Source organism: Paenibacillus sp. FSL W7-1287 (genome assembly GCF_038004245.1).
GTDB classification, from domain to species: Bacteria; Bacillota; Bacilli; order Paenibacillales; family Paenibacillaceae; genus Pristimantibacillus; species Pristimantibacillus camelliae.
The window spans coordinates 147,216-163,718 of record NZ_JBBORD010000001.1 but is presented as its reverse complement, the minus strand read 5'-3'; the positions used below and the strand labels follow the sequence as shown (position 1 = coordinate 163,718).

Annotated in this window: 32 protein-coding genes; all 32 read left to right on the top strand. The window is 43.7% G+C overall.

Translation table 11 applies throughout. The features are described 5' to 3' along the window. The first annotated feature begins 161 nt into the window (after positions 1-161). The 32 genes from rpsJ (at position 162) to truA (ending at position 16,492) form a co-directional block, all read left to right on the top strand. Positions 162-470 carry a 30S ribosomal protein S10 gene (rpsJ, locus tag NSQ99_RS00865; protein ID WP_251670904.1) on the top strand — a complete coding sequence of 103 codons (309 nt, stop codon included), beginning with the start codon at positions 162-164 and terminating at the stop codon, positions 468-470. Between the two features lie 41 nt (positions 471-511). Beyond that, the gene (rplC, locus tag NSQ99_RS00860) at positions 512-1,135 is read left to right on the top strand and encodes a 50S ribosomal protein L3 (protein ID WP_251670903.1); all 624 of its coding nucleotides are present in this window, start codon (positions 512-514) and stop codon (positions 1,133-1,135) included. A 28-nt stretch (positions 1,136-1,163) separates the two neighbouring features. Then, the gene (gene rplD, locus NSQ99_RS00855; protein WP_251670902.1) at positions 1,164-1,787 is read left to right on the top strand and encodes a 50S ribosomal protein L4; all 624 of its coding nucleotides are present in this window, start codon (positions 1,164-1,166) and stop codon (positions 1,785-1,787) included. After that, positions 1,787-2,080 carry a 50S ribosomal protein L23 gene (gene rplW, locus NSQ99_RS00850; protein WP_251670901.1) on the top strand — a complete coding sequence of 98 codons (294 nt, stop codon included), beginning with the start codon at positions 1,787-1,789 and terminating at the stop codon, positions 2,078-2,080. The genes rplD and rplW overlap by 1 nt, the downstream gene beginning before the upstream one ends. A 17-nt stretch (positions 2,081-2,097) precedes the next feature. After that, positions 2,098-2,928 (top strand): 50S ribosomal protein L2, encoded by an 831-nt coding sequence (gene rplB, locus NSQ99_RS00845; RefSeq protein WP_251670900.1) that lies wholly within the window; start codon positions 2,098-2,100, stop codon positions 2,926-2,928. Between the two features lie 66 nt (positions 2,929-2,994). Next, positions 2,995-3,276, top strand: coding sequence for a 30S ribosomal protein S19 (rpsS, locus tag NSQ99_RS00840; RefSeq protein WP_251670899.1), 282 nt, complete (start codon positions 2,995-2,997; stop codon positions 3,274-3,276). 40 nt (positions 3,277-3,316) lie between these two features. Next, a complete protein-coding gene (gene rplV, locus NSQ99_RS00835; protein WP_251670897.1) occupies positions 3,317-3,652 on the top strand; it encodes a 50S ribosomal protein L22 in 336 nt (111 codons plus the stop codon). A gap of 13 nt (positions 3,653-3,665) precedes the next feature. Further along, positions 3,666-4,328 carry a 30S ribosomal protein S3 gene (gene rpsC / locus NSQ99_RS00830; protein WP_251670895.1) on the top strand — a complete coding sequence of 221 codons (663 nt, stop codon included), beginning with the start codon at positions 3,666-3,668 and terminating at the stop codon, positions 4,326-4,328. A gap of 2 nt (positions 4,329-4,330) precedes the next feature. Then, positions 4,331-4,765 (top strand): 50S ribosomal protein L16, encoded by a 435-nt coding sequence (gene rplP / locus NSQ99_RS00825; RefSeq protein WP_251670893.1) that lies wholly within the window; start codon positions 4,331-4,333, stop codon positions 4,763-4,765. Further along, a complete protein-coding gene (gene rpmC / locus NSQ99_RS00820; RefSeq protein WP_251670891.1) occupies positions 4,755-4,955 on the top strand; it encodes a 50S ribosomal protein L29 in 201 nt (66 codons plus the stop codon). The genes rplP and rpmC overlap by 11 nt, the downstream gene beginning before the upstream one ends. Before the next feature lie 49 nt (positions 4,956-5,004). Then, positions 5,005-5,268 carry a 30S ribosomal protein S17 gene (gene rpsQ / locus NSQ99_RS00815; protein ID WP_251670889.1) on the top strand — a complete coding sequence of 88 codons (264 nt, stop codon included), beginning with the start codon at positions 5,005-5,007 and terminating at the stop codon, positions 5,266-5,268. 44 nt (positions 5,269-5,312) lie between these two features. Next, positions 5,313-5,681: a 50S ribosomal protein L14 gene (gene rplN / locus NSQ99_RS00810; RefSeq protein ID WP_251670887.1), complete on the top strand. Its 369-nt coding sequence runs from the start codon at positions 5,313-5,315 to the stop codon at positions 5,679-5,681. 50 nt (positions 5,682-5,731) lie between these two features. Continuing rightward, positions 5,732-6,085, top strand: a complete 354-nt coding sequence (gene rplX, locus NSQ99_RS00805; protein WP_213520385.1) for a 50S ribosomal protein L24 — start codon at positions 5,732-5,734, stop codon at positions 6,083-6,085. 31 nt (positions 6,086-6,116) lie between these two features. Further along, positions 6,117-6,659: a 50S ribosomal protein L5 gene (gene rplE, locus NSQ99_RS00800; protein ID WP_251670886.1), complete on the top strand. Its 543-nt coding sequence runs from the start codon at positions 6,117-6,119 to the stop codon at positions 6,657-6,659. A 26-nt stretch (positions 6,660-6,685) separates the two neighbouring features. After that, the gene (locus NSQ99_RS00795; RefSeq protein WP_010348808.1) at positions 6,686-6,871 is read left to right on the top strand and encodes a type Z 30S ribosomal protein S14; all 186 of its coding nucleotides are present in this window, start codon (positions 6,686-6,688) and stop codon (positions 6,869-6,871) included. 31 nt (positions 6,872-6,902) lie between these two features. Then, positions 6,903-7,301, top strand: coding sequence for a 30S ribosomal protein S8 (rpsH, locus tag NSQ99_RS00790; RefSeq protein WP_251670883.1), 399 nt, complete (start codon positions 6,903-6,905; stop codon positions 7,299-7,301). A 31-nt stretch (positions 7,302-7,332) separates the two neighbouring features. Then, positions 7,333-7,875 carry a 50S ribosomal protein L6 gene (gene rplF, locus NSQ99_RS00785; protein WP_251670881.1) on the top strand — a complete coding sequence of 181 codons (543 nt, stop codon included), beginning with the start codon at positions 7,333-7,335 and terminating at the stop codon, positions 7,873-7,875. Positions 7,876-7,925: 50 nt separating this feature from the next. Then, positions 7,926-8,294 carry a 50S ribosomal protein L18 gene (gene rplR, locus NSQ99_RS00780; RefSeq protein WP_251670879.1) on the top strand — a complete coding sequence of 123 codons (369 nt, stop codon included), beginning with the start codon at positions 7,926-7,928 and terminating at the stop codon, positions 8,292-8,294. Between the two features lie 24 nt (positions 8,295-8,318). Continuing rightward, entirely contained in the window at positions 8,319-8,816 is a 498-nt protein-coding gene (gene rpsE, locus NSQ99_RS00775; RefSeq protein ID WP_251670877.1) for a 30S ribosomal protein S5, read from the top strand. 13 nt (positions 8,817-8,829) lie between these two features. Then, entirely contained in the window at positions 8,830-9,009 is a 180-nt protein-coding gene (gene rpmD, locus NSQ99_RS00770) for a 50S ribosomal protein L30 (RefSeq protein ID WP_251670876.1), read from the top strand. A gap of 53 nt (positions 9,010-9,062) precedes the next feature. Further along, positions 9,063-9,503: a 50S ribosomal protein L15 gene (rplO, locus tag NSQ99_RS00765; RefSeq protein ID WP_251670874.1), complete on the top strand. Its 441-nt coding sequence runs from the start codon at positions 9,063-9,065 to the stop codon at positions 9,501-9,503. Continuing rightward, positions 9,504-10,802 (top strand): preprotein translocase subunit SecY, encoded by a 1,299-nt coding sequence (secY, locus tag NSQ99_RS00760; RefSeq protein ID WP_340834353.1) that lies wholly within the window; start codon positions 9,504-9,506, stop codon positions 10,800-10,802. An 81-nt stretch (positions 10,803-10,883) separates the two neighbouring features. Next, entirely contained in the window at positions 10,884-11,534 is a 651-nt protein-coding gene (locus NSQ99_RS00755; protein ID WP_340834352.1) for an adenylate kinase, read from the top strand. Continuing rightward, a complete protein-coding gene (map, locus tag NSQ99_RS00750; protein WP_340834351.1) occupies positions 11,534-12,292 on the top strand; it encodes a type I methionyl aminopeptidase in 759 nt (252 codons plus the stop codon). The genes NSQ99_RS00755 and map overlap by 1 nt, the downstream gene beginning before the upstream one ends. 10 nt (positions 12,293-12,302) lie before the next feature. Further along, positions 12,303-12,581: a KOW domain-containing RNA-binding protein gene (locus NSQ99_RS00745; RefSeq protein WP_251670869.1), complete on the top strand. Its 279-nt coding sequence runs from the start codon at positions 12,303-12,305 to the stop codon at positions 12,579-12,581. A gap of 1 nt (position 12,582) precedes the next feature. After that, the gene (gene infA / locus NSQ99_RS00740; protein WP_015847200.1) at positions 12,583-12,798 is read left to right on the top strand and encodes a translation initiation factor IF-1; all 216 of its coding nucleotides are present in this window, start codon (positions 12,583-12,585) and stop codon (positions 12,796-12,798) included. Between the two features lie 42 nt (positions 12,799-12,840). Next, complete coding sequence (rpmJ, locus tag NSQ99_RS00735; protein ID WP_015253313.1) at positions 12,841-12,954, top strand: 50S ribosomal protein L36; 114 nt, start codon at positions 12,841-12,843, stop codon at positions 12,952-12,954. Positions 12,955-12,969: 15 nt separating this feature from the next. Then, on the top strand, positions 12,970-13,338 hold the full coding sequence (gene rpsM / locus NSQ99_RS00730; RefSeq protein WP_251670868.1) for a 30S ribosomal protein S13: 369 nt from the start codon (positions 12,970-12,972) through the stop codon (positions 13,336-13,338). A 19-nt stretch (positions 13,339-13,357) separates the two neighbouring features. Further along, positions 13,358-13,753: a 30S ribosomal protein S11 gene (rpsK, locus tag NSQ99_RS00725; RefSeq protein WP_251670867.1), complete on the top strand. Its 396-nt coding sequence runs from the start codon at positions 13,358-13,360 to the stop codon at positions 13,751-13,753. Between the two features lie 126 nt (positions 13,754-13,879). Then, positions 13,880-14,824 carry a DNA-directed RNA polymerase subunit alpha gene (locus NSQ99_RS00720; protein WP_251670866.1) on the top strand — a complete coding sequence of 315 codons (945 nt, stop codon included), beginning with the start codon at positions 13,880-13,882 and terminating at the stop codon, positions 14,822-14,824. Positions 14,825-14,874: 50 nt separating this feature from the next. Then, complete coding sequence (gene rplQ, locus NSQ99_RS00715; RefSeq protein ID WP_251670865.1) at positions 14,875-15,240, top strand: 50S ribosomal protein L17; 366 nt, start codon at positions 14,875-14,877, stop codon at positions 15,238-15,240. Positions 15,241-15,769: 529 nt separating this feature from the next. Then, the gene (gene truA, locus NSQ99_RS00710; RefSeq protein WP_340834318.1) at positions 15,770-16,492 is read left to right on the top strand and encodes a tRNA pseudouridine(38-40) synthase TruA; all 723 of its coding nucleotides are present in this window, start codon (positions 15,770-15,772) and stop codon (positions 16,490-16,492) included. The last annotated feature ends 11 nt before the right edge of the window (positions 16,493-16,503 follow it).

The window sequence follows — 16,503 nt, the reverse complement described above, 5'->3', positions numbered from 1 at the left end:
AATCAAATGCCCACTCGTGTATAATATTGACTGTTGGTCTGACGTTGCGTTGATGTAAGAGGTTGCCGACACACCCGGCCCCTTTGCCATGGGGAGTGTGTAGGGTTTTCTTACGGAGTATGTCCGATTAAAAAATTGGGCGATAGAAGGAGGGACTTTAAATGGCAAAGCAAAAGATTCGTATTCGCTTGAAAGCATACGATCATAGAATTCTTGATCAGTCCGCAGAGAAAATTGTGGAAACTGCAAAACGTTCCGGTGCAGGTGTATCCGGACCGATTCCGTTGCCAACGGAAAAGCAAATCGTCACTATTTTGCGTGCGGTGCACAAATACAAGGATTCTCGCGAGCAATTCGAACAACGCACTCATAAGCGCTTGATCGATATCGTGAATCCAACGCCGCAGACAGTTGATGCTTTGATGCGTCTGGATCTACCATCCGGTGTAGATATCGAAATCAAACTGTAAGATGATTCAATGTGATTATAGAGAGGAAACGAGGTGTCAACATGAAAGGTATCTTAGGTAAAAAACTTGGTATGACTCAAGTGTTTACTCCTGAGGGCAATGTTATTCCAGTAACAGTTATCGAAGCTGGACCATGCGTAGTGCTTCAGAAGAAAGACTTGGAAAACGACGGCTACGAAGCGGTTCAACTAGGATTTGCTGACAAAAAAGAAAGCAGATCAAACAAACCAGCTGTAGGCCATGCTAAGAAAGCTAACACTACTCCTAAGCGCTACGTTCGCGAAATTCGCGGAATTAATCTTAGCGAGTATGAGGTTGGCCAAACAGTTGCTGCTGACTTGTTCGCTCAAGGTGAATTTGTTGACGTAACAGGTATTTCAAAAGGTAAAGGTTTCGCGGGTGTTATCAAACGTTGGGGACAACGCACTGGTCCTAACACTCACGGTTCTCGTTACCATCGTGGCCCTGGTTCTATGGGTTCCATCCAAGCGAACCGTGTACCGAAAGGCAAACGCCTTCCAGGACATATGGGTACAGAAACAGTTACAATCCAAAAACTTGAAGTTATCCGCGTAGACGCTGAGCGTAACGTGCTTCTAGTTAAAGGCTCTATCCCAGGTCCTAAAAATGGATTCGTTAATATTAAACAATCAGTTAAAAGCTAATTGTCTTTGAAGAAAGGAGGAACAAGAAATGCCTAAAGTAACAGTATTCAACGTGAGCGGTGCACAGGTTGGTGAACTAGAACTAGCTGATAGCGTGTTCGGTATCGAACCTAATGCTCATGTTATGCACAGTGCTGTCCTTTTGCAAAACGCTGCTGAGCGTCAAGGAACGCACAAAACAAAAGGACGCTCCGAAGTACGTGGCGGTGGACGTAAGCCTTGGAAACAAAAAGGTACAGGTCGCGCTCGTCAAGGTAGCATCCGTTCTCCACAATGGGTTGGTGGTGGTACAGTATTTGGCCCAACACCTCGCTCTTATGGATTTAAGCTTCCTAAGAAAGTTCGTCGTCTTGCGATCAAATCTGCACTTTCTTCTAAGGTAATTGCAGAGAACATTATCGTATTGGATCAACTAGCATTCGCTGCTCCAAAAACGAAGGAATTCGCAAGCTTGCTTAACAATCTTAAAGTAGATCGCAAAGCTTTGGTTGTTACAGCTAACTATGAGGATAACGTTGCATTGTCTGCGCGCAATATCCCTGGTGTGAAATTCATCGCTGCTGATGGCATCAATGTTCGTGATGTACTTGTACATGATAAATTGATTATCACTAAAGAAGCGGTAGAGAAAGTACAGGAGGTGCTTGCGTAATGAAAAATCCTCGCGATATCATCAAGCGCCCGGTTATTACGGAACGTACGAGCGATTACATGGCTGCTAAACGTTATGTTTTTGAAGTAGACCTACGCGCGAACAAAACCGAAATCAAATCCGCGATCGAAGCGATTTTTAACGTGAAAGTAACTAGCGTTAACACAATGCGTGTTGCTGGTAAACCAAAACGTTACGGTCGTTACAGCGGCTACAGACCTAATTGGAAAAAAGCAATCGTTCAATTGAGCGAAGATAGCAAAGAGCTAGAATTCTTTGAAACGTCAGTCTAGTAAAGGAGGGAACATAAGTGTCAATCAGAAAGTATAAACCGACCTCTCCTGCACGTCGTAACATGAGTGTTTCTACATTCGAAGAAATTACGACAAGCACTCCGGAGAAATCGTTGCTTGCGCCGCTTTTCAAAAAAGCTGGACGTAACAACCAAGGTAAAATTACAGTTCGTCACCACGGTGGTGGACATAAGCGTAAATACCGTATTATCGACTTCAAACGTATTAAAGATGGCGTAATCGGTAAAGTTGCAACAATCGAGTACGATCCAAACCGTACTTCCAATATTGCATTGATCCACTATGTGGACGGCGCAAAAGCTTACATTATTGCACCGAAAGGTCTTAAAGTAGGCGATCAAATTCAATCTGGTCCAGATGCGGATATCAAGATCGGTAATGCTTTACCACTTGTTAATATCCCAGTTGGTACAGTAATCCACAACATTGAGTTGAAACCAGGTAAAGGCGGACAATTGGTTCGTGCTGCTGGTACAGAAGCTCAATTGCTTGGTAAAGAAGGCAACTATGTAACGGTTCGTCTTAACTCAGGCGAAGTACGCCATATCCTTAACACTTGCCGTGCAACAATCGGTTCAGTAGGTAATGGTGACCACGAGCTTATCAAAATTGGTAAAGCTGGTCGTTCTCGCTGGTTAGGTAAGCGTCCAGAAGTTCGCGGGGTAGTAATGAACCCTAACGATCACCCTCACGGTGGTGGTGAAGGTAAAGCTCCGATCGGCCGTAAATCTCCAGTGTCTCCTTGGGGCAAACCGACACTTGGATACAAAACACGCAAGAAGAAAAAAGCATCAAGCCAATATATTGTTCGTGGACGTACGAAGTAATCGTTGCTTGATACAAGCCGCATAATCTAAATTATGCAAAGCTCTTACGTGAAGGGAGGATCTCACATGGGTCGCAGTTTGAAAAAAGGTCCATTTATTGATGGTTACCTTTTGAAAAAAGTCGAGGAATTGAATGAAGCGAACAAAAAGACTGTTGTTAAAACATGGTCTCGCCGTTCTACAATTTTCCCACAATTCATCGGTCACACTTTTGCAGTGTATGATGGTCGTAAACATGTTCCGGTATATGTGACAGAAGATATGGTTGGTCACAAGCTTGGTGAATTTGCACCGACACGTACGTACAAAGGTCATGCCGCTGATGACAAAAAAACAGGCAGACGTTAATTGCCTATTCACTTTCTAATGAATGAGAGGAGGTTCCATCATGGCAGAAGCAAAAGCACACGCACGTTTCGTACGTATTGCTCCTCGTAAAGCTCAACTGGTAGCGGACCTGATTCGTGGTAAACAAGTTGGCGAAGCAATCGCGATTCTGCGTCACACGCCAAAAGCTGCTTCCCCAATTTTGGAGAAGTTGTTGAACTCTGCAATTGCTAACGCTGAGCATAACAATGGGCTTGACGTTAACAATTTGGTTGTATCGCAAGTATATGCGAACCAAGGACCAACTATGAAACGTTTCCGCCCACGTGCAATGGGTCGTGCAAGCAGAATTAATAAGAGAACCAGCCACATCACTTTGGTCGTATCAGAAAAATAAGGAGGGATAACGAGTGGGTCAAAAGGTAAATCCAATCGGTCTACGCGTCGGGATTATCCGTGATTGGGAATCCAAATGGTACGCTGAAAAAGACTTCGGCGATCTTCTACTTGAAGACGTGAAAATTCGTGAATACCTTAAGAACAAGCTGAAAGATGCAGCAGTTTCCCATATCGAAATCGAGCGTGCGGCTAACCGCGTTAACGTGACGATTCATACTGCTAAGCCAGGTATGGTTATCGGTAAAGGTGGAGCTGAAGTTGAAAATCTTCGTGTTCAACTAGGTAAAATCGCTGACAAAAAGAAAGTTCATATCAATATTGCTGAAATTAAACAAGCAGATCTTGATGCTATTCTAGTAGCAGAAAGCATTGCTCAACAATTAGAGCGTCGTGTTTCTTTCCGTCGTGCTCTAAAACAAGCTATCCAACGTTCTATGCGTGCGGGTGCTAAAGGAATCAAAACTTCAGTTTCTGGTCGTCTTGGCGGCGCTGAGATTGCTCGTACTGAAGGATATAGTGAAGGTACTGTTCCACTTCATACACTTCGTGCTGATATCGACTATGGTACAGCTGAAGCACATACGACTTATGGTCGTCTTGGTGTAAAAGTATGGATCTATCGTGGTGAAGTCCTTCCTACTAAGAAGAAAGCTCCACAGGAAGGAGGCAACTAATCATGTTGGTACCTAAGCGTGTAAAACATCGTAAACAACAACGTGGTCACATGAAAGGTCGTGCAAAAGGCGGTACTACTGTAGCATTCGGCGAGTACGGCTTACAAGCACTAGAACCATCATGGGTTACTAACCGTCAGATCGAAGCGGCTCGTATCGCGATGACACGTTACATCAAACGTGGCGGTAAAGTATGGATCAAAATTTTCCCAGATAAACCAATCACTCAAAAGCCTCTTGAAGTGCGTATGGGTAGCGGTAAAGGTAACGTAGAGAAATGGGTAGCTGTTGTTAAGCCAGGCAAAGTTATGTTTGAGCTTGCAGGCGTATCCGAAGAAGTAGCTCGCGAAGCAATGCGTCTTGCTGCTCACAAGTTGCCTGTTAAATGTAAGTTTGTGAAACGAGAAGAAGTGGGTGGTGAAGCAAATGAAGGCTAGTGAATTTCGCAACTTAACCTCTGCTGAAATCGAACAACAAATCGCTGGTTTCAAAGAAGAGCTGTTCAACCTTCGTTTCCAATTGGCAACAGGTCAACTGGACAATCCAACTCGTATTCGTGACGTGCGTAAAGAAATTGCTCGCGCTAAAACCGTTCTACGTGAAAGAGAACTTGGAATAACCAGCTAATCATTGTTGATAGTGATGAATCTGATCACGGTCAGGAAGGAGGCCAAACATGAGCGAACGCAATGCCCGTAAAGTAGAAATCGGCAAAGTGGTAAGTGACAAAATGGACAAAACAATCGTTGTTGCTGTTGAAACATACAAAAAACATGATTTGTACCATAAACGTATTAAATATACGAAAAAATACAAAGCACATGATGAGAACAATACTGCTAAAATCGGCGATGTTGTAAAAATCATGGAGACTCGTCCACTATCTAAAGACAAGCGCTTCAGACTGGTCGAAGTTATTGAAGAAGCTGTCATTCTTTAATGAACGTTGTGCTTTACATGTTTTGGTGAAAGGAGGACGTTAAAATGATTCAAGCATTTAGTCGACTTAAAGTTGCCGACAACTCTGGTGCAAGAGAATTGATGTGTATCCGCGTGCTAGGTGGTACGAACCGCCGTACAGCTGCAATTGGTGATGTCATTGTATGTTCTGTTAAACAAGCAACACCAGGGGGAGTTGTCAAGAAAGGTGATGTAGTTAGAGCTGTTATCGTTCGTACGAAACGTTCTGTACGCCGTAAAGATGGTTCATACATCTCTTTTGATGAAAATGCAGCAGTTGTAGTTAAAGATGATAAGAGCCCACGTGGAACTCGTATTTTTGGACCAGTTGCTCGTGAACTTCGTGATAAAGATTTCATGAAAATCGTATCATTGGCTCCGGAAGTAATCTAAGCTCCAAACAATATAACCCTGAAAGCAGAAGCGAGCAGGAGGTGTAATAAATGCCAAAAGTGAAAAAGTTGTTGGAATCTCATAACAACAAGCTACATGTCAAGAAAGACGATACAGTTATCGTAATTTCTGGTAAAGACAAAGGTAAGAAAGGTCGCGTGATCGCAGCTTACCCACGTGAAAACCGTGTGCTTGTTGAAGGTGTAAACATCGTGAAGAAGCACGCTCGCCCATCTCAAGCGAACCCGCAAGGTGGAATTATCGAGCAGGAAGCTCCAATTCACGCATCAAACGTCATGCACGTTGATCCAAAGAGCGGAAAAGTAACTCGTATTGGATACAAAGTGCTTGATAACGGCAAAAAAGTGCGGATCGCTAAGCGTTCCGGTGCACAGATTGACTAATCGCAAAAGTAGGAAAGGAGGTCTATGATCTATGACAGCTAGACTGAAAAGTCGCTTTCTTAATGAAATTACTCCTGCTCTAATGCAGAAGTTTAACTATACTTCAGTGATGCAAGTACCTAAAATTGAAAAAGTTGTTATCAACATCGGTATGGGTGAAGCTGTATCGAATTCAAAAGTACTTGACGTTGCACTTGAAGAGCTACAAATTATTTCTGGTCAAAAACCTGTTGTTACACGCGCTAAAAAATCTATCGCAGGATTTAAATTGCGTGAAAACATGCCGATCGGGGTTAAAGTTACACTACGCGGCGAGCGTATGTATCATTTCCTAGACAAATTGTTCAATATCTCTTTACCTCGCGTACGTGACTTCCAAGGTGTTTCTACTAAAGCATTTGATGGCCGCGGTAACTACACACTTGGTTTGAAAGAGCAACTTATCTTCCCTGAGATTGAGTACGATAAAGTTGACAAAACACGTGGTATGGATATCGTCATCGTCACGACGGCAAAAACAGACGAAGAATCTCGTGAATTGCTATCTCAAATGGGTATGCCGTTTGCGAAGTAATCCACTACTAGGAGGTGTAATACCGAGTGGCAAAAACTTCGATGAAAGTGAAACAACAACGCGCACCTAAGTTCAAAGTTCGTGCTTATACACGCTGTGAGCGTTGTGGTCGTCCGCATTCTGTTTTGCAAAAGTTTAAAATTTGCCGGATTTGTTTCCGCGAGTTAGCATACAAGGGCCAGATTCCTGGCGTTAAAAAAGCAAGCTGGTAATCAGCCTAGTTCGGGAAGGAGGTTCACACTAATGGTTATGTCTGATCCGATTGCAGATATGTTGACACGCATTCGCAATGCGAATGTTGTTCGTCACGAAACTGTAGAAATGCCCGCTTCAAAAGTGAAAAAAGAAATCGCTGAAATCTTGAAGCGTGAAGGATTTATCCGTGATGCAGAGTACATCGAGGATAACAAACAAGGTATGATTCGTATTTTCTTGAAATACGGAGCTAACCAAGAGCGTGTTATCACTGGTTTGAAACGTATTTCTAAACCAGGACTACGCGTTTACACAAAATCTAACGAAATTCCACGCGTACTTGGTGGACTTGGAATTGCAATTATCTCCACGTCCAAAGGTGTAATGACAGACAAAGAAGCTCGTGCAGCAAAAGCTGGCGGCGAAGTAGTCTGCTACGTATGGTAAGATACAAGTAACGAAGACAGGAGGTGTAACGATGTCCCGTATCGGTCGTAAAGTGATTCCAGTTCCAGCAGGTGTTGCTGTTACTTTGGATAACTCGGTTATTACAATTAAAGGACCTAAAGGTACGCTAACACGCACGCTTCATAGCGATATGATCGTAAACGTAGCAGAAACTGAAATTTCTGTTGAGCGTCCTTCTGATAATAAAACTCATCGTTCTCTACATGGAACGACTCGTACAGTTATTGCGAACATGGTTACAGGTGTTACTGAAGGCTATAAGAAAAATCTTGAGCTTGTAGGTGTAGGTTACCGTGTTAACAAAACAGGCGAGAAAATTACATTGAACGTTGGTTACTCTCACCCGGTTGAATTCACTCCAGAAAAAGGTATTGAATTCGAGGTTGTTGGTACAACTAAACTTACTGTTCACGGTATTGATAAAGAGCGCGTTGGGCAGATCGCTGCTGAAATTCGCCAAGTACGTCTTCCTGAGCCATATAAAGGTAAAGGTATTAAGTACGAAGGTGAGCGCATCATCCGTAAAGAAGGTAAAGCCGGTAAGAAGAAATAAGCTACTCGCTTAATCTTGCGTCTTAAGGCAAAGGAAAGGAGTGTACCTGCATGATTACTAAAGGTGATAAGAACAAAGCACGTCTGAAAAGACGTTTCCGCGTTCGTAAGAAAATCAACGGCACAGCTGCTCGTCCACGTTTGTCTGTGTTCCGTTCTTCTAAGCACATTTATGCTCAACTAATCGATGATGTAGCTGGTGTGACAATCGTGTCCGCTTCTACTAAAGATAAAGAGCTTGCGTCTTCAATTGGCAACGGCGGTAATGTTGAATCTGCTGCTAAGGTTGGCGATCTAATTGCTAAACGTGCGGTAGAAAAAGGTGTTTCTGAAGTAGTATTTGACCGTGGTGGATACCTATATCACGGAAGAATTCAAGCACTAGCTGATGCAGCTCGCGAAGCTGGCTTGAAATTCTAATCAATCAATAAGGAGGTAAACGACTTGCGTGTAGATCCTAATACGTTGGAACTTACTGAAAAAGTAGTTCATATTAACCGTGTTGCAAAAGTTGTTAAAGGCGGACGCCGTTTCAGCTTTAGCGCACTTGTAGTTGTCGGTGACGGAAAAGGCTACGTTGGCGCAGGGATCGGTAAGGCAGGCGAAGTACCTGATGCGATTCGCAAAGGTATCGAAGATGCTAAGAAAAACCTGATCCATGTACCACTTGTAGGAACAACGATTCCTCACCTAATTGAAGGTCGTTTCGGAGCTGGTAAAGTTCTTTTGAAACCAGCGATGGAAGGTACAGGAGTTATTGCTGGTGGCCCAGTACGTGCAGTACTTGAGCTTGCTGGTATTGGCGATATTTTAACGAAATCACTTGGTTCTTCCAATTCTCTAAATATGGTAAACGCGACGCTAGAAGGTCTTTCTCGCCTAAAACGTGCAGAAGATGTTGCTAAGCTTCGTGGTAAAACTGTTGAAGAGCTACTAGGTTAAGGAGGGAAAATCGATGGCAAAATTGCAAATCACCCTCGTTCGCAGTTTGATTGGCCGCAACGAGAAACAACGTGCAACTGTTCAGTCGCTCGGCCTTAGCAAAATTCGTCAATCGGTCGTTCTTAACGACAGCCCAGCTATTCGCGGCATGGTTCATCATGTTAGCCACTTGGTTAAAGTTGAAGAAGTTTAATCAGGCAGCTTGGGATGATTATGATACGAAAACAATAAGGAGGTGCACGAACGATGAAATTGCATGAATTAGCACCAGCTGCTGGTTCCAAATTCGAGCCAAAGCGCAAAGGTCGCGGTATTGGTTCAGGAAATGGTAAAACAGCAGGTAAAGGTCATAAAGGTCAAAATGCTCGTTCCGGTGGCGGTGTTCGTCCTGGTTTCGAGGGTGGTCAAAACCCACTGTATCGTCGCTTACCGAAACGTGGTTTTAACAACCCGTTCCGTAAAGAGTATGCGATTGTAAACATTCAAGATTTGAACAGCTTTGCTGCAGGTACGGAAATCACTCCAGAAGTTCTTCTTGAAAAAGGCATTGTTAAAAATGCGCTAGCAGGAATCAAAATCTTGGGTAATGGTGAGTTGAATGTAGGACTTACTGTGAAAGCTAATAAGTTCTCTCAATCTGCGGTAGAGAAAATCCAGGCTGCCGGCGGTAAAACCGAGGTGATCTAATTGTTTACGACCGTGTCCAATATTTGGAAAGTTTCAGAACTTCGTACGCGAATTCTGTTCACGCTTTTCGTATTATTGATTTATCGTATTGGTGCCTTCATTCCGGTACCAGGAGTAGATACAGAGTTGTTAAAACAAGCTGGATCTAACGGTTCAGACCTATTCGGCTTGCTTAACACGTTCTCAGGTGGAGCATTATTTAACTTCTCTATCTTTGCAATCGGGATTACGCCATACATCACTGCATCGATTATCGTGCAGCTGTTAAGTATGGACGTTATTCCTCGTTTTGCAGAATGGGCGAAGCAAGGTGAGGACGGTAAGCGCAAGCTTGCTCAAATCACTCGTTACGGTACTGTAATACTAGGTCTAGTACAAGGTTTAGCTACAGCGATTGGTTTCAATCGTATCTATGGAGTAGAGATTATCCACAATGCTAATTTTGTAGATTATCTTGTTATTGCTATCATCTTGACTGCAGGTACTGCATTCTTGATGTGGCTTGGTGAGCAAATCACAGAAAAAGGTATTGGTAATGGTATCTCCATCCTAATCTTTGCTGCGATTGTGGCTGGTTTACCTGGTCATGTTCGTACGCTTTACCAAACACAGCTTGCTGATGCTGAGAACTTGTTCTTGAACATCGTGAAAGTACTACTAATCGCTCTTGTCGTTATCGTCATGATCGTTGGTGTTATTTTCATTCAGCAAGGTATTCGTAAGATCCCTGTTCAATACGCTAAACGTGTAGTAGGACGCAAAATGTATGGTGGACAATCCACTCATATTCCGATGAAAGTTAACGGTGCGGGCGTTATTCCTGTCATCTTCGCCATTTCTTTGCTTATGTTCCCAATTACGATTGCGAACTTCTGGGCAGATAAACTATGGGCAAGATGGATTATCGATAACTTGAGCTACGACAAGCCACTTGGTATGGTGTTGTATGTTCTACTAATTATCGGTTTTACATTCTTCTACACATTCGTACAAATCAATCCTGTTCAAATGGCTGATCAAATGAAAAAGAACGGTGGCTACATCCCAGGTATTCGTCCTGGTAAACCAACTTCTTCTTATTTGACAAAAGTATTGACTCGATTGACATTGACGGGTGCAATATTCTTGGCGGTAATCTCAATCTTCCCAGTGCTTTTCGGATCACTTGCAGGATTAGACCGCTCCATACAGCTAGGTGGTACTTCACTAATTATCGTTGTCGGTGTTGCACTTGATACGATGAAACAGATCGAAGGCCAATTGATCAAACGCCATTACAAAGGGTTTATCAATAAATAACAACAGGTTCGAACAGGGGTTGCCGCTAGTGCAATGCGGTGCCCTAACGGGCCTATTGTGCTTAAAGTGAGGAAGTCACTAATGAACATTCTATTTATGGGTCCTCCGGGAGCTGGTAAAGGAACGCAAGCGGAGAGAATTGTTGAGGAATTTAACATTCCGCATATTTCCACAGGCGATGCTTTTCGTCTAGCGATGAAGCAAGGCACGCCAATCGGTCTTAAAGCGAAGGAGTATATCGATCAAGGTCTACTCGTTCCTGATGAGATCACCAACGGAATCGTAAAGGAAAGATTAGCACAAGCAGATTGCGAAAAAGGTTTCCTGCTTGATGGCTTCCCTCGTACGATTCAACAAGCTGAAGCGCTTGACAGCATGCTGCAAGAGCTTGGCCGCAGCATTGATCATGTTGTTAACCTCGATGTTGATCGCGATCTTCTGCTAGCTCGTCTAACAGGTCGTCGCATCTGTAAATCATGTGGTGCAACGTATCATATTATGTTCAACCCTCCTAAAACTGAAGGAGTTTGCGATAAGGATGGCGGTGAGCTGTATCAACGCTCTGATGATTCAGAAGAGAAGGTTGGTACACGCCTAGATGAATATACATCTAAAACAGCGCCTCTTTTAGACTACTACAGTAAACAAGGGTTGCTGCGTGAAGTGAACGGTGAACAAGATATCAATGTTGTGACTGCTGAGATCATTTCAACTTTGAGAGGTTCCTTGTAATGATCATTTGCAAATCCGAATCGGAACTGCAATTAATGAGAGAAGCAGGGCGAATTGTTGCCAAGACACATCAATTGATGGTTCAAGCAATTGAACCTGGAATTACGACGGGTGAGCTCGACGCGATAGCTGAAAAGTACATTCGCAGTCAAGGTGCAATTCCATCTTTTAAAGGTTATAATGGTTTCCCATCCAGCGTCTGTGCTTCTGTAAATGACGAGCTTGTGCATGGGTTTCCAGGTTCACGCAAGCTGAACGAGGGCGATATTATTAGTCTCGATATCGGCGCGCAATACGGTGGTTACCACGGTGATTCAGCATGGACCTATCCGGTTGGTGCTGTATCGGAAGAGGTTACACGCCTCTTAACGGTTGGAGAGCAATCACTGTATGCTGGAATCTCGCTAGTGAAGCCTGATGTCAGACTGTATACGATATCGCACGCCATACAAGAGGTAATTGAAGCAGCAGGATTTTCTGTCGTTCGTGAATATGTTGGTCATGGGGTCGGAGCCGATCTTCATGAAGAACCGCAAATTCCGAACTATGGAGTAAAAGACAGAGGACCGCGGCTGAAGCCTGGAATGGTGCTAGCAATCGAGCCTATGGTTAACATAGGTGAACGATATGTTCGGACACTTGAAGATAACTGGACGGTAGTTACTCGGGACGGTACATGGTGCGCTCATTTTGAGCATACGGTTGCCGTTACGGAGGACGGTTTTGAGATATTGACGAAGCTGCCATCTCAAAGTTGAGGAAACGATCATGATGAAAGCTCAAATCGGACAATTAATCAAAATTCTTAAAGGTAAGGACGAGGAGCGTTATGCAGTAATCGTCGATGTGCTTGATGAGCGCTTCGTACTCATTGCTGACGGAAAGAAACGCAAATTCGACGCGCCAAAGAAAAAGAACGTTCTGCATCTCGAGCTGCTGCCTATTATTAGTCAAGAGGTTGCAATCAGCTTGCAGGAAACAGGCAAAGTAACGAATGCTAAGTTGCGTTATGCTGTGCAGAAGTATGCACATGGAAAGGAGAACTAAAATGGCTAAAGAAGATGTTATTGAAGTTGAAGGTACAGTAATTGAGCCGCTACCAAACGCTATGTTTAAGGTAGAGCTTGAAAACGGTCATCAGATTCTTGCTCATGTATCTGGCAAACTTAGAATGCACTTTATTCGCATTCTTACTGGAGACAAAGTGGTCATTCAGTTATCGCCTTATGATCTATCAAGAGGGCGTATCACCTATCGTAAATAGTCTTTATGGATCTATTTACGAAAGATTCGGGAGGTAATCACAATGAAGGTAAGACCTTCGGTTAAGCCAATTTGCGAGAAATGCAAAGTTATTCGTCGCAAAGGTAATGTTATGGTGATTTGTGAAAATCCGAGACACAAACAAAAACAAGGATAAGGAGGAACATACTCAATGGCACGTATAGCTGGCGTAGATATTCCGCGTGACAAACGCGTTGTTATCTCTTTGACGTATATTTTCGGTATCGGAAATACTACGGCTCAGAAGATTCTTGCATCTACTGGCGTAAATCCGGACACTCGTGTTCGTGATCTTACAGAAGATGAGCTTGGTCGTATTCGTGATGAAATCGACAAAAACGTTAAGGTAGAAGGCGACCTTCGTCGTGAAGTATCCCTTAACATCAAACGTCTAACTGAAATTGGTTGCTACCGTGGTCTTCGTCACCGCCGTGGTCTTCCAGTTCGCGGTCAACGTACTAAAACAAATGCTCGTACACGTAAAGGTCCTCGTCGTACTGTAGCTAACAAGAAGAAATAAGAAGGGAGGATAAACGATAATGGCTAAAGCTAAAAAAGTCGTTCGTACTAAGCGTCGTGATCGTAAAAATATTGATAGCGGCGTAGCACATATCCGCTCGACATTTAACAACACAATCGTTACGATTACAGATCCACATGGTAATGCAATCTCTTGGGCAAGTTCTGGTGGTCTAGGCTTCAAAGGTTCTCGTAAGAGTACTCCTTTCGCAGCTCAGATGGCTGCTGAAACAGCTGCAAAGGCTGCTATGGAACATGGCATGAGAACGGTTGAGGTTATGGTTAAAGGTCCTGGAGCAGGCCGTGAAGCTGCAATTCGCTCACTTCAAGCTGCTGGCTTGGAAGTGAACCTAATTAAGGACGTAACACCAGTTCCGCATAACGGATGCCGTCCACCAAAACGTCGTCGCGTGTAATTTGTTGACTTGGTGGTATCAAATAGTAACAATCTGTGAATAATGGTTGTGAAGGTTTGGCATACTACGAGGTTTGACATAAAAACGACTTAGGTAACGGAGCGACGTTTGAAGGAGGGTACTATTGTGATTGAGATCGAAAAGCCGAAAATCGAAACCGTAGAATTGAACGACGGAGGCACATATGGTAAATTCGTTGTTGAGCCGCTAGAACGCGGGTACGGCACAACGCTGGGAAATTCGCTTCGTCGAATTTTGTTATCTTCTTTACCTGGCGCTGCAGTAACATCCGTTCAGATCGATGGTGTACTGCATGAGTTTTCTACAGTTCCAGGAGTGATCGAAGACGTTACTGAAATCATCCTGAATTTGAAAGGACTCTCGCTGAAAATCCACTCCGATGAAGAAAAGGTATTGGAAATTGACGCTGAAGGTGAAGGTATCGTAACAGCTGGTGATATTCGTGCTGACAGTGATGTCGAGATTTTGAGCCCTGATCTTCACATTGCGACTTTGGCATCCGGAGCACGTTTGCATATGAGAATTTTCGCTAACCGCGGACGTGGTTATGTGCAAGCTGACCGGAACAAAAGCGACGATCAACCGATAGGCGTCATTCCTGTAGATTCAATCTACACGCCCATTACTCGTGTTAATTATAGCGTTGAGAATACTCGCGTAGGTCAAGTTACAAACTATGACAAGCTAACGCTTGAAGTTTGGACTGACGGAAGTATTCGTCCTGAAGAGGCTGTAAGCCTTGGAGCTAAAATATTGACAGAGCACTTGGACTTGTTCGTTGGATTAACGGATGAAGCCAAAGATGCGGAAATCATGGTTGAGAAGGAAGAAGATAAGAAAGAAAAAGTGCTTGAGATGACTATCGAAGAGCTTGATCTTTCTGTTCGTTCTTACAACTGCTTGAAGCGTGCAGGTATTAATACCGTTCAAGAGCTTATCACGAAATCTGAAGAGGATATGATGAAGGTCCGTAACCTTGGTCGTAAATCTCTTGAAGAAGTTCAAGAGAAGCTTGAAGAACTGGGTCTTGGCCTCCGTACAGACGAGTAGAGCTTCTCAGCTGAAGCGGTGAAGAAAACAGCAAGGGAGGGGAAATCAAAATGGCATACCAAAAATTAGGTCGTGATGCAAGCGCACGTAAAGCACTTTTTCGTGATCTTGTAACTGACTTGTTCCTATATGAGCGTATTCAAACTACAGAAGCTAAAGCGAAAGAGGTTCGTTCTATCGCTGAAAAGCTAATCACGAAAGCAAAGAAAGGTGACCTTTCTGCACGTCGTCAAGTTGCTGCTTACGTACGTCGTGAAACTGTAGATGGCGAGAAAGATGCAATTCAAAAGCTTTTCTCTGAATTGGCTTCTCGTTATGCAGAGCGTAACGGTGGTTACACTCGTATCCTTAAACTAGGACCTCGTCGTGGTGACGCTGCTCCTATGGTTTACTTAGAGCTAGTTGACCGTGATTAATAAAAAGAAGGTGGCCTTTTAGGTCCACCTTTTTCTTTTGAGATGAAGGTTAAAAGCCTGGGCTTTGATGACGATGTCTTGCACTGTAGCGTAGTCGACATCGAAACTAGCATTCATCGGGAGCCTGCGCTGCTCACGTACCTAACCCGTACGCTGCGCTGCTCATTCCCTAGCTTCATGCTATTTTCTTGGTCCTGAAAGCCCAGCTTTTAACCCCTTATTTAAAGTTACGAGCTTAAAAGCATAAAGCTAAGCTCCGAAGATATCTGCTCCGAAGTTGTCTCGTACTGACGATGCTCTGCTCGGCGATGCTTTGCCCCAAGGTAAAGCGAGAAGTAGTAAAAAGCTTCTTGGGCAACACAGAAGAAGACTCCAGCGGAGGAGTATGCGATTGTGGAAAGCGGAGCGCGTCGCTTTTAAGTTCCGATTCTTCCTCTTTATCTAATTCGAAGAATCGGGATTTAAACCGCGACTGAAACAACGCATTATTCCGGAGCGCTGAAAGGAAATGATGATGCGAAACATTTGTATGAAGGTAAGCTATGATGGAACGAAGTTTAATGGATTCCAGGCTCAGCCTAAGGATCGAGCAGTACAAAACGTCATCGAAGATGTACTGAAGATTCTGACGAAGGAAGATATTACGATCCATGCTTCTGGTCGTACCGATGCCGGTGTACATGCTCGCGGTCAAGTATTTCACTTTCTTACGGAATGCAACATTCCCATCGATCGTTTTGCTATTGCAATGAATTCGCGCCTACCGGACGACGTGATGATATTGGAAGCGAAGGAAATGCCGTTAGATTTTCATGCGAGGCATTCGGCTAAGCGTAAAACGTATCGTTACAGTATTGATAACGGTAAATTCCCTGATTTATTTGGACGTCATTATCGCTTACACGTACCTGTTCCGTTGAACCGGGAGCTTATGAGACAAGCATTGTCGTATATTGTAGGTACACATGATTTTACGTCCTTTACTTCTACGCGTTCTGTTAAGCCGCATCATGTGCGGACGATCTATGAAGCAAGGCTGATTGAAGAGGGGCCGATTATTCATATTGAGATGACGGGGAATGGTTTTACGTACAATATGGTACGAATCATTACGGGGACGTTGCTCAAGATTGGGCATCAAAAGTTAAAGCCCGAAGACATGTGCAACATATTGGAGGGCTGCGATCGTAGTCTCGCAGGTCCAACGGCACTGCCAATCGGGCTTATGCTCATGGATGTAAGCTATGAATGAAGCTGGATATC

What these genes read in the sequence shown, in the direction of transcription:
- rpsJ (WP_251670904.1), top strand. Translation starts at nt 162, where the DNA reads ATGGCAAAGCAAAAGATTCGTATTCGCTTGAAAGCATACGATCATAGA.
- rplC (WP_251670903.1), top strand. Translation starts at nt 512, where the DNA reads ATGAAAGGTATCTTAGGTAAAAAACTTGGTATGACTCAAGTGTTTACT.
- rplD (WP_251670902.1), top strand. Translation starts at nt 1,164, where the DNA reads ATGCCTAAAGTAACAGTATTCAACGTGAGCGGTGCACAGGTTGGTGAA.
- rplW (WP_251670901.1), top strand. Translation starts at nt 1,787, where the DNA reads ATGAAAAATCCTCGCGATATCATCAAGCGCCCGGTTATTACGGAACGT.
- rpsS (WP_251670899.1), top strand. Translation starts at nt 2,995, where the DNA reads ATGGGTCGCAGTTTGAAAAAAGGTCCATTTATTGATGGTTACCTTTTG.
- rplV (WP_251670897.1), top strand. Translation starts at nt 3,317, where the DNA reads ATGGCAGAAGCAAAAGCACACGCACGTTTCGTACGTATTGCTCCTCGT.
- rplP (WP_251670893.1), top strand. Translation starts at nt 4,331, where the DNA reads ATGTTGGTACCTAAGCGTGTAAAACATCGTAAACAACAACGTGGTCAC.
- rpmC (WP_251670891.1), top strand. Translation starts at nt 4,755, where the DNA reads ATGAAGGCTAGTGAATTTCGCAACTTAACCTCTGCTGAAATCGAACAA.
- rpsQ (WP_251670889.1), top strand. Translation starts at nt 5,005, where the DNA reads ATGAGCGAACGCAATGCCCGTAAAGTAGAAATCGGCAAAGTGGTAAGT.
- rplN (WP_251670887.1), top strand. Translation starts at nt 5,313, where the DNA reads ATGATTCAAGCATTTAGTCGACTTAAAGTTGCCGACAACTCTGGTGCA.
- rplX (WP_213520385.1), top strand. Translation starts at nt 5,732, where the DNA reads ATGCCAAAAGTGAAAAAGTTGTTGGAATCTCATAACAACAAGCTACAT.
- rplE (WP_251670886.1), top strand. Translation starts at nt 6,117, where the DNA reads ATGACAGCTAGACTGAAAAGTCGCTTTCTTAATGAAATTACTCCTGCT.
- rpsH (WP_251670883.1), top strand. Translation starts at nt 6,903, where the DNA reads ATGGTTATGTCTGATCCGATTGCAGATATGTTGACACGCATTCGCAAT.
- rplF (WP_251670881.1), top strand. Translation starts at nt 7,333, where the DNA reads ATGTCCCGTATCGGTCGTAAAGTGATTCCAGTTCCAGCAGGTGTTGCT.
- rplR (WP_251670879.1), top strand. Translation starts at nt 7,926, where the DNA reads ATGATTACTAAAGGTGATAAGAACAAAGCACGTCTGAAAAGACGTTTC.
- rpmD (WP_251670876.1), top strand. Translation starts at nt 8,830, where the DNA reads ATGGCAAAATTGCAAATCACCCTCGTTCGCAGTTTGATTGGCCGCAAC.
- rplO (WP_251670874.1), top strand. Translation starts at nt 9,063, where the DNA reads ATGAAATTGCATGAATTAGCACCAGCTGCTGGTTCCAAATTCGAGCCA.
- NSQ99_RS00755 (WP_340834352.1), top strand. Translation starts at nt 10,884, where the DNA reads ATGAACATTCTATTTATGGGTCCTCCGGGAGCTGGTAAAGGAACGCAA.
- map (WP_340834351.1), top strand. Translation starts at nt 11,534, where the DNA reads ATGATCATTTGCAAATCCGAATCGGAACTGCAATTAATGAGAGAAGCA.
- NSQ99_RS00745 (WP_251670869.1), top strand. Translation starts at nt 12,303, where the DNA reads ATGATGAAAGCTCAAATCGGACAATTAATCAAAATTCTTAAAGGTAAG.
- infA (WP_015847200.1), top strand. Translation starts at nt 12,583, where the DNA reads ATGGCTAAAGAAGATGTTATTGAAGTTGAAGGTACAGTAATTGAGCCG.
- rpmJ (WP_015253313.1), top strand. Translation starts at nt 12,841, where the DNA reads ATGAAGGTAAGACCTTCGGTTAAGCCAATTTGCGAGAAATGCAAAGTT.
- rpsM (WP_251670868.1), top strand. Translation starts at nt 12,970, where the DNA reads ATGGCACGTATAGCTGGCGTAGATATTCCGCGTGACAAACGCGTTGTT.
- rpsK (WP_251670867.1), top strand. Translation starts at nt 13,358, where the DNA reads ATGGCTAAAGCTAAAAAAGTCGTTCGTACTAAGCGTCGTGATCGTAAA.
- rplQ (WP_251670865.1), top strand. Translation starts at nt 14,875, where the DNA reads ATGGCATACCAAAAATTAGGTCGTGATGCAAGCGCACGTAAAGCACTT.
- truA (WP_340834318.1), top strand. Translation starts at nt 15,770, where the DNA reads ATGAAGGTAAGCTATGATGGAACGAAGTTTAATGGATTCCAGGCTCAG.